Origin of the sequence: Shewanella sp. GXUN23E (genome assembly GCF_050865035.1) — a bacterium.
In the GTDB taxonomy this organism is placed as follows: Bacteria; Pseudomonadota; Gammaproteobacteria; order Enterobacterales; family Shewanellaceae; genus Shewanella.
In genome coordinates, this window is sequence record NZ_JBOZWP010000003.1 from 177,534 (window position 1) to 193,693 (window position 16,160).

General features: G+C 54.3%; 14 protein-coding genes. 7 read left to right on the top strand and 7 right to left on the bottom strand.

Annotation, left to right across the window (positions count from 1 at the left end):
* Nucleotides 1-587: 587 nt before the first annotated feature.
* The gene (yihA, locus tag ACRRUX_RS04550) at nucleotides 588-1,238 is read right to left on the bottom strand and encodes a ribosome biogenesis GTP-binding protein YihA/YsxC (protein ID WP_432527620.1); all 651 of its coding nucleotides are present in this window, start codon (nucleotides 1,236-1,238) and stop codon (nucleotides 588-590) included.
* 167 nt (nucleotides 1,239-1,405) lie between these two features.
* Between yihA and ACRRUX_RS04555 the strand changes: the two genes are divergently transcribed.
* From ACRRUX_RS04555 to ACRRUX_RS04570, 4 genes are all read left to right on the top strand, one after another.
* Complete coding sequence (locus tag ACRRUX_RS04555; protein ID WP_432527622.1) at nucleotides 1,406-2,029, top strand: c-type cytochrome; 624 nt, start codon at nucleotides 1,406-1,408, stop codon at nucleotides 2,027-2,029.
* An 847-nt stretch (nucleotides 2,030-2,876) separates the two neighbouring features.
* Complete coding sequence (locus ACRRUX_RS04560; RefSeq protein WP_432527624.1) at nucleotides 2,877-3,536, top strand: methyltransferase domain-containing protein; 660 nt, start codon at nucleotides 2,877-2,879, stop codon at nucleotides 3,534-3,536.
* Between the two features lie 67 nt (nucleotides 3,537-3,603).
* Entirely contained in the window at nucleotides 3,604-4,155 is a 552-nt protein-coding gene (yihI, locus tag ACRRUX_RS04565; protein WP_432527626.1) for a Der GTPase-activating protein YihI, read from the top strand.
* Between the two features lie 40 nt (nucleotides 4,156-4,195).
* A complete protein-coding gene (locus ACRRUX_RS04570) occupies nucleotides 4,196-4,663 on the top strand; it encodes a DUF2489 domain-containing protein (protein WP_432527628.1) in 468 nt (155 codons plus the stop codon).
* 68 nt (nucleotides 4,664-4,731) lie between these two features.
* Here the strand turns inward: ACRRUX_RS04570 and ACRRUX_RS04575 are convergent, their stop codons facing one another.
* Entirely contained in the window at nucleotides 4,732-6,009 is a 1,278-nt protein-coding gene (locus ACRRUX_RS04575; RefSeq protein ID WP_432527630.1) for an amidohydrolase family protein, read from the bottom strand.
* 173 nt (nucleotides 6,010-6,182) lie between these two features.
* Between ACRRUX_RS04575 and hemN the strand changes: the two genes are divergently transcribed.
* Nucleotides 6,183-7,559 carry an oxygen-independent coproporphyrinogen III oxidase gene (gene hemN, locus ACRRUX_RS04580; RefSeq protein WP_432527632.1) on the top strand — a complete coding sequence of 459 codons (1,377 nt, stop codon included), beginning with the start codon at nucleotides 6,183-6,185 and terminating at the stop codon, nucleotides 7,557-7,559.
* Between the two features lie 63 nt (nucleotides 7,560-7,622).
* On the opposite strand, the gene add is transcribed toward hemN, so the two are convergent.
* Nucleotides 7,623-8,630, bottom strand: coding sequence for an adenosine deaminase (add, locus tag ACRRUX_RS04585; protein WP_432527634.1), 1,008 nt, complete (start codon nucleotides 8,628-8,630; stop codon nucleotides 7,623-7,625).
* A 216-nt stretch (nucleotides 8,631-8,846) separates the two neighbouring features.
* Between add and ACRRUX_RS04590 the strand changes: the two genes are divergently transcribed.
* Both ACRRUX_RS04590 and ACRRUX_RS04595 read left to right on the top strand, forming a co-directional pair.
* A complete protein-coding gene (locus ACRRUX_RS04590; RefSeq protein WP_432527636.1) occupies nucleotides 8,847-10,703 on the top strand; it encodes a DUF885 domain-containing protein in 1,857 nt (618 codons plus the stop codon).
* A 99-nt stretch (nucleotides 10,704-10,802) separates the two neighbouring features.
* Nucleotides 10,803-11,762, top strand: coding sequence for an alpha/beta fold hydrolase (locus ACRRUX_RS04595; protein ID WP_432527638.1), 960 nt, complete (start codon nucleotides 10,803-10,805; stop codon nucleotides 11,760-11,762).
* A gap of 122 nt (nucleotides 11,763-11,884) precedes the next feature.
* Here ACRRUX_RS04595 and flhA read toward each other — a convergent pair whose 3' ends face one another.
* The 4 genes from flhA to ACRRUX_RS04615 are packed head-to-tail and all read right to left on the bottom strand — an operon-like array spanning nucleotide 11,885 to nucleotide 16,158.
* The gene (gene flhA, locus ACRRUX_RS04600; RefSeq protein ID WP_432527640.1) at nucleotides 11,885-13,966 is read right to left on the bottom strand and encodes a flagellar biosynthesis protein FlhA; all 2,082 of its coding nucleotides are present in this window, start codon (nucleotides 13,964-13,966) and stop codon (nucleotides 11,885-11,887) included.
* Between the two features lie 14 nt (nucleotides 13,967-13,980).
* Entirely contained in the window at nucleotides 13,981-15,111 is a 1,131-nt protein-coding gene (flhB, locus tag ACRRUX_RS04605) for a flagellar biosynthesis protein FlhB (RefSeq protein WP_432527642.1), read from the bottom strand.
* Nucleotides 15,108-15,887 carry a flagellar biosynthetic protein FliR gene (gene fliR / locus ACRRUX_RS04610; RefSeq protein WP_432527644.1) on the bottom strand — a complete coding sequence of 260 codons (780 nt, stop codon included), beginning with the start codon at nucleotides 15,885-15,887 and terminating at the stop codon, nucleotides 15,108-15,110. The genes flhB and fliR overlap by 4 nt, the downstream gene beginning before the upstream one ends.
* A 1-nt stretch (nucleotide 15,888) precedes the next feature.
* Nucleotides 15,889-16,158 carry a flagellar biosynthetic protein FliQ gene (locus ACRRUX_RS04615; protein ID WP_432527646.1) on the bottom strand — a complete coding sequence of 90 codons (270 nt, stop codon included), beginning with the start codon at nucleotides 16,156-16,158 and terminating at the stop codon, nucleotides 15,889-15,891.
* Between the last annotated feature and the right edge of the window lie 2 nt (nucleotides 16,159-16,160).

The window sequence follows — 16,160 nt, forward strand, 5'->3', positions numbered from 1 at the left end:
GCGTTTTTTATTGCTGACACACCCCGAATTCGTCATCCAGACCACATTAATGTAATAAAAGAACAATCCAAAACGGTTTAAGGCATAGCTAATCGAGATCTATGTCACATTGTTCGTTGTTTTTTTAGAAAACTGTTTTTCAATTTCCGGCAAATGGCGTAATATTCTTGGCGTAGGGTACAGAGGTTAAGATGTTCTATCTTTCAGACCTTTATTTCACTTTTTAGTGATTGCCAAATTCTGGCGCCCCGGCAAATTATTTGCCGGGGCTTTTTTTATGCCCGTAAGAAAATTTAGAGTAATTACTTTAAATGTTCATTTTTTCGCTGTATGCTTTCTTCATTGAGAGCCAAACACAGTCTTCGGCCCCAATCCGAAGTCTTGATGGAACTTGAGTCTTGTTGAATATTTTTTAGCTTCTCCCCAAAAGAGCTAAGTATTTTTTGGCCGGTGACCCAGTCCCCGGCTATTTTTTTATGTGTGCTTTCCATCCAGAATCCCATTGGAGTGCCGGTAAATCAGGCCTGGCAAACAACAGGCATAAAAAAAGGCGCCCAACGGGCGCCTTAATCGATGAACAGCAACAGTTACTCTGCCGCCTCCTCTGCATCTTCCAGCCAATCCGGATGGCACCATTCATTCAGGATATTCAGCACCTTGGCTTTGCCGGTTCCCTTCAGAGATGAGAAAGGCTCAATCTGCACCCAATCGCCAAAGTCCACCAATGCCTTACGCACTTCATTGACGGTTTTCATTCTGGCGCTTTGTGCCAGCTTGTCGCATTTTGTGAGTAGCGCCAATACAGGGATTTCACTGGCGACCGCCCACTCGATCATCTGCATATCAAGATCTTTCAATGGGTGACGGATATCCATCAATACCACTACGCCACTCAGGCAACGGCGCTCCTGCAAATATTCACCCAGTGCATTTTGCCACTTTATCTTCATGGCCATCGGCACCTGGGCAAAACCATAACCGGGCAGATCCACCAGACGGCGCTGGTCATCCAGAGCAAAAACGTTGATCAACTGGGTACGACCAGGCGTCTTACTGGTACGGGCCAGGTTCTTTTGTTCTGTCAGCGCATTCAGCGCACTGGACTTACCCGCATTGGAGCGGCCGGCAAAGGCAATCTCCACACCAGTGTCACCGGGCAAATGCTTGTCCAGATGGGCAATATCCGGGGCACTGATCAGGAATTTTGCCCGGCGAAAGTCGATTTGGGGATTTGTCACGTATTACTCCAAAAAAGGATCAACTTTTGTCATAAATATCGAAGAGTTGCTTACATTTTCACGTTTTCATGTAAAATATAAGACGGATCACAGTTATCGTATCTTATCATGCTTGCGGGTCTTCCTTGTAAGCTCAGGACAATAAACAAACAAGAAGTTGGAACGCCATGAAAAAGTTAGCCCTCGCGTTGTCAGCCGTCGCCGCCATCTCGCTACCCGTTAGTGCTCAAGGTGACGCTGAAGCTGGAAAAAACAAGTCTGCTGTTTGTGCTGCCTGCCACGGTGTTGACGGCAACAGCATGATTGATATGTATCCCAAACTCGCCGGACAACATGCTGCTTATGTAGACAAGCAGTTGCATGATTTCAAAGATGCCATGGCCTCTGGCGGAGCCAAAGGTCGGATGGATCCTATCATGATCGGCATGGTCGCTGCACTGACTGAGCAGGATATGGCAGATCTCGCTGCGTTTTATGCTTCACAAACTCAGGCACCTGCACCAGCCGCTCAGGCTCCAGACTTGGGTGAAAAGCTGTATAAGGGTGGAGACATGTCGCGCGGCATCACAGCATGCGCCGCCTGTCATGGACCAAATGGTGTAGGCATGGAGTTGGCGGGCTTTCCCATGGTATCTGGTCAGCATGCAAACTATATCAAAATTCAGCTAAACAAGTTCCGCGATGGTACCCGCAACAACGACCTCAATGGCATGATGGGCGACGTTGCCAAGAAGCTCAGCGACCAGGATATTCAGGCTCTTTCGGTATATATTTCCACACTTAATCAATAACCTGTTGCTAACACAAAGGCGCCTTCAGGCGCCTTTTTTGTAAATCCAGTTTACGTTAACGTCACCATTGCGACATTTAACCTTGACACAAGTCACACATTCAAGTTTAATGACTCCCGCATCGGAGCGAACCCAACTGGTTGTGCAATAACTTAAATAACAACAATCAGAGTTCGGTGCTTTACATTCAAGATATAAGAATAACGAAGTCAGATAATAACTATAAAGCTGAAGACCACTCGTCAAATAATAATAACGAGTAGAGATCTCAACTTGAGATTCAGGTCAGGGACTATCGGGAATGGCCATCATGGCCTAGAGCTGTAAAGGCACTCCCAAACGTCGAGGGAACCACTCCACCCGGAGACTGATAGCAGGATGCCATCAGTGCAATGGAAGCATAGCTTTGGATGCAACGGCTGGATGCTGGTGTCACTGGATGTGAACAACATGGATGGTTGTATTTCGTCATAGATGACGGTTGATGTGGTGGTAGTTGAGACCATCTACGGAAATGGCCTGGAGGACTCAGGTCAGGACGAAAACGTCTGGAAGACAAAAACGAAAAACAAATTGCATGGAAAGCAAACAACAACAAAAGGACTAGACCGGGAAAGTCACATAGCCAGTACGGATACTGGGATATCAGAATAGGTGTCACAGACACAATATTCAGGCGGCAGTGAAAACTGCCGCTTTTTTTATTGCTCACTTTATTCTTAAGCTTATTGCCGTTGCCATTCATCCTTTTGCTCACTGAGAAATCCGCGATGCTCACTGATGGGTCAGTGCCAGTGCAGGCGTTTGGGTATATAATCTCGCTAAAGTTGTAAGATCCTGATCTCCAATGCCAATATGTCCCCTGTGCCAAGACAGTCGCCCTTCCCGTTTCTTGACCGACAAGAAACGCAGCTACTTTCGCTGCCCAAGATGCCAATTGGTATTTGCCGATCTTCACAGCCAACTGCCTCCTCAGGCCCAGCAGCAACGCTTTAACAAGCTCAATCCGGCAAGACAGAAGCAACTGTCTTTGTTCATTAATGTACTTATCGAGCAGCTTGCCGGCATCACCAGTGGTCCTCTGGAGGGGCTCAATTTTGGTGGATTGTTGCCCGATTCGGTTGTGACCCTGCTGCAACAGCAGGGCTATAGTCTGAGTCAATACGATCCATTTCTGGCACCGGATCATACTGTGTTGCGACATAGCTACGACTTTGTTTGCAGTTATCGGGTATTTGAACACTTCAACTATCCACTGCGGGAGTGGGCCCTGTTGTGCCGTACCCTGAAACCCGGTGGTTTTCTGGCTATCAGCACCCGCTTGCTGACCGATCCACAACAATTTGCCAAATGGCACTATAAAAACAATCCAGCACACGTCAGTTTCTATTGCCAGGAGACTTTTGAATATCTGGCCGCGCACCACGGCTTTACGCTATTATTTGCCGCAAATGACCTCATTCTGATGCAAAAAGCAGCAGAATCTGATATAACACGCACCCCCTGATTATCCCCAGCCCGCAAGACTGCGCTGGCACATGGGATAAGGACACGAATTTTTAGTAGAGAATCCTATGTCTCGCAGCAAAAAAACACGCAATATCAATGAGAACGGCGCTAAATTTGCGCCAAGAAGCAAAAAAACTGAACGCAAGGTTGCCACCAAGAAGCGTGATACCGGTAACAAGTCCGGCAGCCGCTCCAACGAAGGCTCCCTGCAACAGGCTTCCGGTAATGGTAAAGGCGGCAATCAAGCCAAAGATCCACGCCATGGCAGCAAACGCCCTGTGGCGCTGGCGCTTCCTGGTCAGACTCAGCAACCTGTGGCAGAAAAGGCGCAAAAGCCAAAGCAGCCGAAGATGACTGACGAGCAGCGCCTGCTGATGCTGGAAGAAGATCCACGTCTGAATGAGCTGCTGGATATGCTGGAAGAAGGCCGTGATCTGCCTGCGGCCGATCAGAAGTGGCTGGACAAGCAACTGGCTGAAATTGAAAAGCTGATGGAGAAGCTCGGTCTGTCTGAAGAAGAGGACTTTGCACCAAGCAAGTCAACGTCTGATGATGATCTGCTGGACAGATTCGAGTCCGGCTTTGACGCTCTGAAGCAATATCAGGATAAAGACTGAGGACTTAACAGTCGGTTTGGACACCCGGTAAGGAGGCACAGTGTACACCCCCTGGATAATCTTGGGCGCAGCTATCATTCTGACCTTAGGCGGCTACGCAGCTTATCTGTTAGTCAAATTGCAACAGCAGCGCCAGCAGATCGCCAAAGCCAGAGCAAAAAAGCAGGCTGAAGCCGATGCCAAGCGAACTGCTATTTTGGATGACATCCGTTATATCGCGCAGGCGATGGTCGATGACAGATGTGAGCTTTCAGAAGGTGTGGTGCGTATTGCCAGATTATTTGACCGGCTGTCACTCTCTGAGCGGGTGGCTCCCGACTATCCGCAGCTGTTCAGCCATTTTGCGGTGATCAAAGACCATCCGATTATGGACGCCCGCCAAGCGCTGCCCAAACAGGAGCGAATGAAACTGGATCTGCAGCGGATGAAGTCAGAAGCCGAGCATGAAGATGCCATTCTGGCGGAGGCCAAACGACTGGCAGAGTTCTCTCTCAAGCCAGCACACTGAGCCGGTGATTCAACACAAAAGGCGTTGCCACCATAGGGTTGCAGCGCCTTTTTGATTTGTGACAAAACTCAGTTCTGCACCACGGTTTCGCCGGATTTCATCACCCAGGCTGGCGACAACAGCAGACTGATATCCTCAAGCGGGTTCCCTTTAACCCCGACGAAATCGGCATAGCGGCCAGCCTCGACCGCACCAACTGACTCATCCCCCAGCACCCTGGCCGCCACCGATGTGGCACTCTTGATGGCATCCAACTCATCCATACCTGCCTGGGTCATCAGCACAAACTCGCCGGCATTCTCCCCATGGGGAAATACCCCGGCATCAGTACCAAAGGCGATCAGTACACCAGCCTTATAGGCATCGGCAAAAGTCTGCTTAATTTGCGGACCGATTTTCTCCGCCTTGGGACGCACAATATCGGGATAGAAACCGTCGACTTTGGCCTGTTTGGCCACATATTCCCCGGCAGACAATGTCGGCACCAGCGCCACACCTTTCTTTTTCATCAAACCAAACAGCGACTTATCCATATAAGTGCCGTGCTCTATGGTGGTGACTCCCGCCTCAATCGCGCGGCGAATGCCCTCTTTACCATGGGCATGCACCGCCACCTTAAAGCCATAGTCATTGGCGGCACGAACCACTGCCTGCAATTCATCCTGGGTGAACTGGGGATTTTCACCACTTTTGGCCACAGACAACACCCCGCCCGTGGCAGTCAGCTTAATCAGATCAGCGCCCTCTTTGTAACGCTGCCGTACCGCCTTGTAGGCATCTTCCGGGCTGTTTATTACCCCCTGCGCAGGGCCGGGATCGCCCATCAAATCATGTTTATGACCATTGGTAGGATCAGCATGTCCGCCTGTTGTAGCCAGTGTTTTGGACGCTGTGTAGATACGTGGCCCGGGCAGCAACCCGGCATTAATGGCATTACGCAGCGATACAGTGACATTATCCCGGTCGCCCAGATCCCGCACGGTGGTAAAGCCAGCTTTAAGGGTGATATTGGCGTTGGCTGCGGCTCTGAGCGCCAAATCAGCCGGATTCTGGGTAAAGGGATCCATATAGGCACCTTTGCCACCTTTGGAGCTCAAATGAGTGTGCATATCGATAAAGCCCGGCATCAGGGTGCCATCCCGCCAGTCAATCACCTCATCATCTGTCCCGGGCTGACGGTAGCCGGATTCGACTGCAACCACCCGCTCACCGTCCACCACCACGGTGACGGCCTCCCTGGGCCGATCATCCAAACCGTCGATTAATCGCCCGGCGTGGATCAGCGTCTGGCCGTGAGTCGGCGCACAAATTGCCAATAAAACCACAGACAAGCAAAAACTTTTCATAGATAGTCCCTATCCAATCATCACATGGAGCTGGTGCGAAGTGATGAAAACACCGTCAAACCGCGCCGGATACACTTGTTAGCGGCAGTTGTTTTTTCTACCTGGATCAATGTTATTTGATCGTAAAAACGGCATACTTCGCACAATACTAAATTACCCTCGGAGGACACGCCTTGAATCAGCCCACCAAAATCAGCTGGGATCAGTCGATGATCGAAAAATACAACTACAGCGGTCCCCGTTACACCTCTTACCCGACGGCGCTGGAGTTCAACGATCAGTTCACTGAAGCGGATTTGCTGAAGGCGATCGAGCACAGCAAGAGCGACAAGTTGTCACTCTACATACATATTCCTTTCTGTGCCAAGCTCTGCTACTACTGCGGCTGTAACAAAATCGTAACCCGCCACCAGCATAAGGCGGATCAGTACATTGAGTATCTGGCCCGGGAAATTGCCAACCGTGCCCCTCTGTTTGAGAAGTACACTGTCACTCAGATGCACTGGGGCGGTGGCACGCCGACCTTCCTGAGCGAAGAGCAAATCCTGCGTCTGAGCAAGCTGCTCAAGCAGCACTTCAACTTCGCCGATCAAGGTGAATTCTCCATTGAAGTGGATCCGCGTGAAATCGAACTGACCATGCTGGATACCCTGAAGGAAGCTGGCTTTAATCGTATCTCCATCGGGGTGCAGGACTTCAACAAAGAAGTACAGGTGGCCGTAAACCGTGAGCAGGATGAAGACTTTATCTTCGCGCTGATGGCCAAAGCCAAAGCCATGGGCTTCCAGTCTACCAACGTGGATTTGATCTATGGTCTGCCACACCAGACACCGGAAACCTTTGCCCAGACCATCGCCCGTATTCTGGATCTGTCTCCGGACCGTTTGTCTGTGTTCAACTATGCGCACCTGCCATCCCGTTTTGCTGCACAGCGCAAGATTAAGGATGAAGATCTGCCATCGCCACAGCAGAAGCTGGACATGCTGCAGCAAACCATTGAAACCCTGACCGGTGATGGTTATCAGTTTATCGGTATGGACCACTTCGCCAAGCCGGATGATGAGCTGGCCAAGCTGCAGAACGAAGGTCGCCTGCACCGCAACTTCCAGGGTTACACTACTCAGGAAGAGTGCGATCTGCTGGGTCTGGGTGTGTCTTCCATCTCCATGATCGGCGACTGCTACGCCCAGAACCAGAAAGATATCCGTCCTTACTATGAGTCACTGGACGAAACCGGCCATGCCCTGTGGAAAGGCTGTAGCCTGAACCGTGACGACGAAGTGCGCCGCGCGGTGATCAAACAGCTGATCTGCCACTTCGACCTGGATATGGCGCAGATGGATGAGAAGCTGGGCATCACCTTCGAAGAATACTTCGCCGAAGATCTGAAACTGATGCAGACCTTTATCGATGACAAGCTGGTTGATATTACCGACCGCAAGATCACCGTCAGCCCCACCGGCCGTCTGCTGATCCGCAACATCTGTATGTGTTTTGATGTGTACTTCCGCGAGAAGGCTCGTCAGCAGCAGTTCTCCCGGGTTATCTAACGGGATGCCAGGACAGCAAAAAGCCGCTCAGTGAGCGGCTTTTTTGTATTTAAACAGCAAGGCTCAGGGCAAATAATCCTGCTTGGCGTAATACAGCGCCTGCCGCTCACTGGCTGATAGAAATGCCATCTCCACACCATTGCGCTGCACCTGCTCCAGCTCGGCATCGGTCAGCCCCAACTCAGTTTGGGCAATCCGGTATTCATGCCCAATATCGATATTGCTGACACCCGGGTCATCAGTATTCAAACTCACCGGCACGCCCGCATGCAGGAAGGTTTTCAGCGGCTGCTGCGCATAGCTGGCCACGGTGGAGGTCTGCACATTGCTGGTCGGGCAGGACTCGATGCCGATATTGTGTTTGGCCAGATACTCCATCAGCACCGGATCCTTAACGGCATTCACCCCGTGACCAATACGGGTCGCTCCCAGGTCGCGCACCGCATGCCAGACACTTTCCGGGCCTTTGGCTTCACCGGCATGCACAGTGATCCCCAGCCCGGCATCCCGCACCCGCTTAAAGTGGGCATCGAACAGTTCTCCGGGGAAGCCTATCTCATCACCGGCCAGATCCACCGCAACGATTTTAGGACGCTGGGACATAATCGCATCCAGCTCAGCCTTGCAGGCCTCAACCCCAAATGAGCGCGACATGATACCGATGAGATTGGTTTTCACATGGGTCTCTTTCACCCCCAGTGACACCCCATCAATCACGGCTTCCACCACACCTTCCAGCGGCAACCTGTGGTTCATCGCCATATAGTAAGGGCTGAATCTCAGCTCGGTGTAGTCCAGCCCTGAGACATGGGCGTCCAGCACATTCTCATAGGCCACCCGCTTAACGGCATCCAGATCGGCCAGCACGGCCACCATCCAGTCCAGCTTTTTGAGGAAATCCACCAGACTGGCTTCTTTCCCCTGGATTTGCACGAAAGGCGCCAGCAATTCAGGTGAGGCCGCCGGCAAGGCAATGCCGTGTTGTTGCCCCAGCTCCCAAATCGTATTGACCCTGACATTACCATCCAGATGCCGGTGCAAATCCACCAGTGGAATGGAACTGTTAATCATGCAAACCTCACTGTTATTGTTCTGATATGTATATAAGGAGTCTATCACGGCAAACAATTTACTGATAACTCAGTCACAGGTTTGAGCGCCCTGAAATCCACCAGGTTTTGCTGAATTGACCAGATTTCAGGCATAATCCTGCAACAATAATAATCAAAGTCATAACATTGCGCCTGTGAGTGTCATGGCGATGAACAATAATCACAAGGAAAGAAGATGCAGAAACTTGCCCTCGGTGTCGCCATCAGCCTAATCCTGAGCGGATGTCAGCTCAGCAACGCACCAACATCCCCGAAGCAGGCCCAAACCGGACAGACGGCTCAGACACAAAGTTCGCAGGCGCATAGCCCTGAGCAACTGGTGAACAGCCCTGAGCAACAGATGCAAAACTCTGAGCAACTGGCGTTGGCAGATATCATAGCGGCGGACTGGCAGCTTAAACTGATGCGCAGCCCGTCACTGGCTGCCGCCAAAGGGGATAAATCTGCCGCCGGTAAGCTGACCGACATGTCGCCTCAGGCGCTGGAGCAGGAGTATCAGGCACAGCTGGCATTGCTGCAGCGGCTGCGCGCCCTTGACAGCGACAAGCTCAGCCAAACCGAGCGCATCAATGCCCAGATCCTGGCCTATCAGCTGGCCGACAGCACTGACATGTACCGCTTTAAAGACCACTATGCCCCCATCTCCTCAGAAAGCGGGTTTCATGCCTATATCACCAGCATCAGCCAGGGCCGCTTCAACACGGTGGAAGACTATGACAACTATCTGGCAAAACTCAGCGCCCTGCCTGCCTACTTTGCCCAGCAAACCTATTGGCTGAAACAGGGACTGGCCGCAGGCATCACGCCGCCCAAAGCCACCTTGACCGGCTTTGAAGACAGTATCAGTGCCTATCAGGTCGCGGTGGAGGACAGCGGTTACTACAAGCCCTTTACCCACTTCCCGGCCCATTTCAGTGAGGCCGATAAAACCCGCTTGCAGGCCGCAGGCCGTAAGATGGTTGAGCAGCAGGTATTGCCTCTGTATGACGACTTCTACACCTTTATGACCCGGGAATATCTGCCCAATGCCCGCAACACGATTGCCGCGGCCGATCTACCCGATGGCACTGAGTTTTATGAAAACCGGGTGCGTCACTACACCACGCTGGAGATGAATGCTGATGAGGTGCATCAACTGGGCCTTAAAGAGGTCGCCCGGATCCGCGCTGAGATGCAGCAGATCATTGATGAACTCAAATTTGACGGCAGCTTCGCCGACTTCCTGCACTTCCTGCGCACCGATCCGCAGTTTTATCCAAAGACCCGGGAAGAGTTACTGAAAGAGGCCGCTTATATAGCCAAAAAAGCCGACGCCATGCTGCCCAAGTACTTCGCTACCCTGCCACGCACCCCTTATGGCATCAAGGAAGTACCGCCTGAAATTGCCCCCAAATACACCACAGGCCGCTATTCAGGCTCAGACGATGCCACCGAACCGGGTTACTACTGGGTCAACACTTACGCACTGGACAAGCGCCCCCTGTATGAGATGGAAGCCCTGACCCTGCACGAGGCCGTGCCCGGCCACCACCTGCAAATCGCCCTGAATCAGGAGCAGGATGCCCTGCCCGACTTTCGCCGTTACAGCTATATTTCCGCCTTCGGTGAAGGCTGGGGCCTGTATGCCGAATATCTGGGGCTGGAAGCCGGTTTCTATCAGGATCCCTACAGTAATTTTGGTCGCCTGACCTATGAGATGTGGCGCGCCTGCCGGCTGGTGGTGGATACCGGACTGCACGTCAAAGGCTGGAGCCGTCAGCAAGCCATCGACTATATGGCGGCCAACACTGCCCTGTCGCTGCACAATGTCACCACCGAGGTGGACCGCTATATCTCCTGGCCGGGTCAGGCGGTGTCCTACAAAATCGGCGAACTGACCATCAAACGCCTGCGCAAACAGGCAGAAGATGCGCTGGGTGAGAAGTTCGATATCCGCACCTTCCATGACGCCATTCTGGAAAATGGCTCAGTGCCACTTAAAGTGCTGGAGCAACAGGTGGCCGACTATATTGAGCGTCAGCAAAACAGCTGAAACCATGCCGTGTCGGGGCCTTGAGTGTCGACACGGCTTCCCGCTGCCGCAGATCCCCGTTACACTGTCGCCTGTTTTTACCGTCAGGAAACCGTTTTAATGACCAAACCTCATGTATTTTCAGAAGAAAACTTCACCGGCAGCAAAGCTGGCCAACAGCAGCTGGCGACATTCTGGGAGCAGGTCAGTACAGGTTTCATCTCCGGCAGCAAAGGCTGCAACATTGCCTGGTGCAGTATCCGCCATCCGCACAGTGACAAAGCCATCGTCATCAGCAATGGCCGGGTCGAGTCCTTCCTCAAATATCAGGAACTGATTTTCGATCTGTATCAGCAGGGCTTCAGCGTGTACGCGCTGGACCACAGAGGCCAGGGTCTGTCCGGCAGAATGACCGCCAACCCCTGCAAAGGCCATGTGGGCCAGTTCGATCACTATGTGGATGATCTGCACAGCTTCATCGTGGAAGTGGTCAAACCGGCCAGACACAAGCAGCTATACCTGCTGGGTCACTCCATGGGCGGCTGTATCGGTACCCTGTATCTGCAAAAGCATCCGCAAACCTTCCGCGCCGCCGCGTTTTCAGCGCCCATGTATGGCATTCGCCTGCCGGCGCCCAAGGCGATTATCCGGGTGTTGGCCAAACTGCTGGATAAGCTCTCGGCCAGTGACCCCTGGTATGTGCTGGGTGGCGGCGATTACAAATGCCAGCCGTTTGCCGGTAACGATCTGACCCACAGCGAGGCAAGATACGGCGTGTACCGTACCCTGTATCAATCCCGGCCGCAGATCCAGCTGGGCTCACCCACCAACCACTGGCTGGTGCAGGCGCTGGATGCCAGTGAGCGTGCCATTGACGCGGCCCGCAATACCCGGGTGCCGTTGCTGATCCTGCAGGCCGAGCAGGACTCCATTGTCGACAACTCAGGTCAGGATGCGGCACTGGGCGGTCTGTGTGAGAAACAGGTGATCCCCGGTGCCCGCCATGAAATCTTTATTGAAACCGACGAGCGCCGCACTCTGGCCTTGCAGACGGTGCTGGCATTCTTCGCCCGTCACTGAGCTAAAACGACGCCACTGAACTAAAACGTCGCCGGACACCAATAACAAAGCCCGGTGCGCTGCCTGCGCACCGGGCTTTTAATTACTGCCACTCATGAGGCTGAGCTGACACCGAACAACAGTTAGCCCAGTTGACCGGCCACCTGCAGATCCCGGCTTTCCGGGATCTCATTGTAAGACAGTACATTCAGCCCACGGGCGAACGCCAGCGCATAACGGCCCAGCAGTGGCCGCAGCTGCGGCGGCACCAGCAACATGGGGTGATGGCCTTCAGCGCGGGCCTGTGCCAGCATCACCGGCATCTTCTGCTGCAGCTGCGCCAGCAGCGCCGGCTCCACCGGGAAGCTGTCCAGCGACACCTTGCCCGCCTGCTGCGCCTGATTCAGCGCCGTCATCAGGGTACGCTCCAGCTCAGGCGCCAGGGTCATCACCCTCAGCTCATTGCTGTCACCGGCAATCTGGTTAACGATATTGTGGCGCAGGGCGCAGCGCACATCTGCCGCCAGCAGCACAGGATCTTTGGTGTTCTCGCTGCAATCCAGCAAAGTGGTGGCTATGGTGCGAATGTCCTTGAGCGACACCTGCTCACGCAGCAACAGCCGAAATACCCTGAGCTGCTGGATAGGCGTCAACGCCAGTCCCAGCGACTCAGCCAGCTTGGGCGACAGGCGCGCCAGCCGCTCCTGCAGTGCCACCACATCATCGTGCTGCAGCATCTCTGACAACTGCTCGCGCATCAGGCGCGACACATGGGTGGCAATCACAGTGGCATTGTCCACCACTGAGTAACCCAAATTCAGCGCCCGCGATTTGTGCTCAGGGTCAATCCACACAGCTTCCATCTGGTACGCCGGGTCCCGGGTGAGGATACCGTCCAGCTCGCCAAACACCTGACCACTCTTGATCGCCAGCAGCTTGTCCGGCTCCAGCTCACCGCTGCCGGCCGGATTACCCGCCAGATTGATCTGATAACGATTGGGCGGCAGCGACAGGTTATCCCGCACCCGCACCTCAGACAGCAAAAAGCCCGCCTGCTCCGACAAAGTGCGGCGAATGCCGGTCAGCCGTTTAATCAGCTCCGCCCCGCGGGTGCGCTCCACCAAAGGCACCAGCCGGTAACCCAGGCTCACCTCCACCAGATCTGTGTAGGGCAGCGCATCCCAACTGGGCGCTGCCGGTTCCGCCACCGCGGCCTCGGTTTTCAGCTCCAGTGCAGGCTCACCCTGGTATTGCTGCACGCCCCGCTGCTTCCAGGCCACAAACCCGAGGATCAGCGCAAAGCTTAAGAACACCAGCGATGGCATGCCAGGCACCAGCCCCAGTACCACCATCACCAGTGCCGCCGTGGCTATGGTCCTGGGATTGGCCAGCAACTGCTGACTGAACTGCGCCGGCATCTCTTCAGAGTCCGACACCCGGGTAACGATAATGGCGGCAGCTGTCGCCAGCAGCAGCGATGGGATCTGCGCCACCAGGCCATCACCGATGGACAGCAGAATATAGGTTTTAAAGGCAGCCGCGGCGCTCAGATCGTGCATGAAAATGCCGATGCAGATACCGCCAATGATGTTGATGGCCAGGATCAGTAAACCGGCAATGGCGTCGCCGCGGACAAACTTGGAAGCACCGTCCATCGAGCCATAGAAGTCCGCTTCGCGGGTCACTTCCTGACGGCGTTTGCGGGCCTGCTCCTGATTGAGAACGCCGGCGTTGAGATCCGCATCAATCGCCATCTGTTTACCCGGCAGGGCATCCAGGGTAAAGCGGGCCGACACTTCAGAAATCCGCTCGCCGCCTTTGGTGATCACCACAAAGTTGATGATCATCAGAATGAGAAAGATCACCGCGCCGACAACATAATTGCCGCCGATCACCACCTCACCGAAGGCCTGGATCACCTTACCGGCGGCATCGCCGCCCTGATGCCCTTCAATCAGCACCACCCGGGTGGAGGCCACGTTCAGTGTCAGGCGCATCAAAGTTGCCAACAGCAGCAGGGTCGGGAACACAGAGAAGTCCAGCGGCCTGCGTATCGACACGCTCACCAGCAACACCATGATGGCCAGTACTATGTTGAAGGTGAACAGAATATCCAGCAGCCAGGGCGGCAGCGGCAGAATGATCATCGCCAGAATCGCCAGCAATATCACTGGAATGGCCATGTAAGCCCGGTTATCTGCAAATGTACTTTTGAACCAGTTCATCAGGCAGGCTTCCTTTAGTCTTTGCGCAGGTGAGGTGGAATATCGAAAGCAGGCAGCGGCGATGGCATCGCCGATTTGCCCTGTCTGGCGGCGCGGATCTGCAGCACATAGTGCAGTACATGGGCGACCGCCTTGAACAGACCCGCGGGGATCTGTTGCTCAATCTGGGTAGAGTGGTACACGGCGCGCGCCAGCGGCGGCGCTGACACAATTTCGACGCTGTGGCGGGTGGCCAGCTCCCGCATATACAGGGCCACTTCATCAATGCCTTTGCCAATCACAAAGGGGGCCTCGGCGCGTTTGGGGTCGTATTTGAGTGCCACGGCATAGTGGGTCGGATTCACCAGGATCACATCCGCCTGCGGCACACTGACTTCGGCGCGGGAGCGCGCCATCTGCTGTTGCAGCGCGCGGATTTTCGCCTTGATCTCCGGCTTGCCCTCCATCTGCTTGTGCTCATCCTTGACCTCCTGCTTGCTCATCTTCAGTTCTTTTTTGTGCTGAAAGTACTGATAAGGCACGTCAATGAAGGTGATCAGCAGCAGCCCAGCGCCCAGATACATGAGTGCCAGGCTGATCAGCTCCACGCCTCGGGATACCGCCTCATCCACAGGCAACTGGCTGATATTCAGCAGGTAAGTCAGGTGATGACGGAGGAACAGCCACATGATGGACAGCAGCAGGCTGACCTTGAGCATCGACTTGAGCAGCTCCACCAGCGAGCGGCTGGAAAACAGCTTGCCCAGGCCTTTGATTGGGTCGACGCGGCTGCCCTTGAATAGCGCCAGTGTGAGGTTGAAAACCGGGCCGCCGGGCAGTGCGCCACTGACCAGAGAGAGGATCAGCACCATCAGCATCAGCGGCCCGAGAATGTGCAGCATCGCCAGCAGACTCTGTCCGGCATGGCGCATCATCATCCCCGGGGTATCCAGCTCCTCCCGGGTCAGCATCATGTTGTAAGCGGCCAGCTCCCGCACCCCGGCAGCAAACCAGTCGGCGCTGGTGAACAACAGCAGCGAGCAGCTGATGATAAGCACGCTGGAGGCCAGATCCTTGGAGCGGGGAACCTGCCCCTGCTCTCTGGCTTTGCGCAATTTCTGGGGAGTGGCCTGCTCTGTCTTATCGGCGCTGCCCTGCTGACTCATGGCTGCCCTCCGATAAACTCATACATGGCCTGCAGCGCCTGCAAACAAATATCCGAATAACGGGTCGGCAGGCCGGAAAATGACAGCAGCACACACAGCAACCCCATGATCATCGCCATGGGAAAGCCCAGAGAGAAGATATTCAATGAAGGCGCCGAGCGGTTAAGCACGCCAAACGTCAGGTTCACCACCAGCATAGCCAGCACGGCCGGCAGTGCCAGCATAAAAGCGGCGCCAAACATCCAGGCGAAGCGCTCCACCAGGCCCATCAGCGGCAGTGCCAATATGCCTTTGCCCACCGGCCACAGCTGAAAGCTGTCCACCAGCACGCCAATGGCCACCAGATGCCCATCCAGCGCCAGAAACAGCAAGGTGCCGTACATCAGCAGCATCTGCCCCAGGATCGGTTCACTGCTGCCGCTGCCCGGGTCATTGACCAGCGCCATCGCCAGTCCCATCTGCATCGACATCATGGCCCCCAGCAGGGTCATCACATGGATCATCAAGGTCAGAAACAGCGCCAGCATAAAGCCAATCAGCAGCTGCTCGGTCGCCAACCACAGCGCCGCCAGCGACAGCGGGTCTACCACAGGCACGGCTGGCAGCACAGGCCCCAGCAAGGCCGCCATGGCAAAGGCCAGCAGAATGCGTACTGTGGCAGGAATATGCACATGCCCGAGAAACGGCATCACCATAAAGGCGCCCATCAGGCGGCAAAACGGCCACCAGAAGGTACCGATAAACTGGCTGATGTCGGCGGCAGAAAGACTCAGCATATCAGCCGATCACATGGGGAATGGCGTGGAACAGCCGGTCAAACAGATCCAGCAGTTGCTGCAAAATCCACTGCCCGGCAAAGATCACCATCAGCAAGGTCAGCACCAGCTTGGGCAGAAAGCTCAACGTCTGTTCATTGACCTGAGTCGCCGCCTGAAACACGGCGATCAGCAGCCCAAGCACCAGCCCGGGCACAATCAGCACCAGCACCAGCATCACCACCAGATAGATGGCATCGGCAAAAAACGTGGTGATTTCCATCAATTCCATAG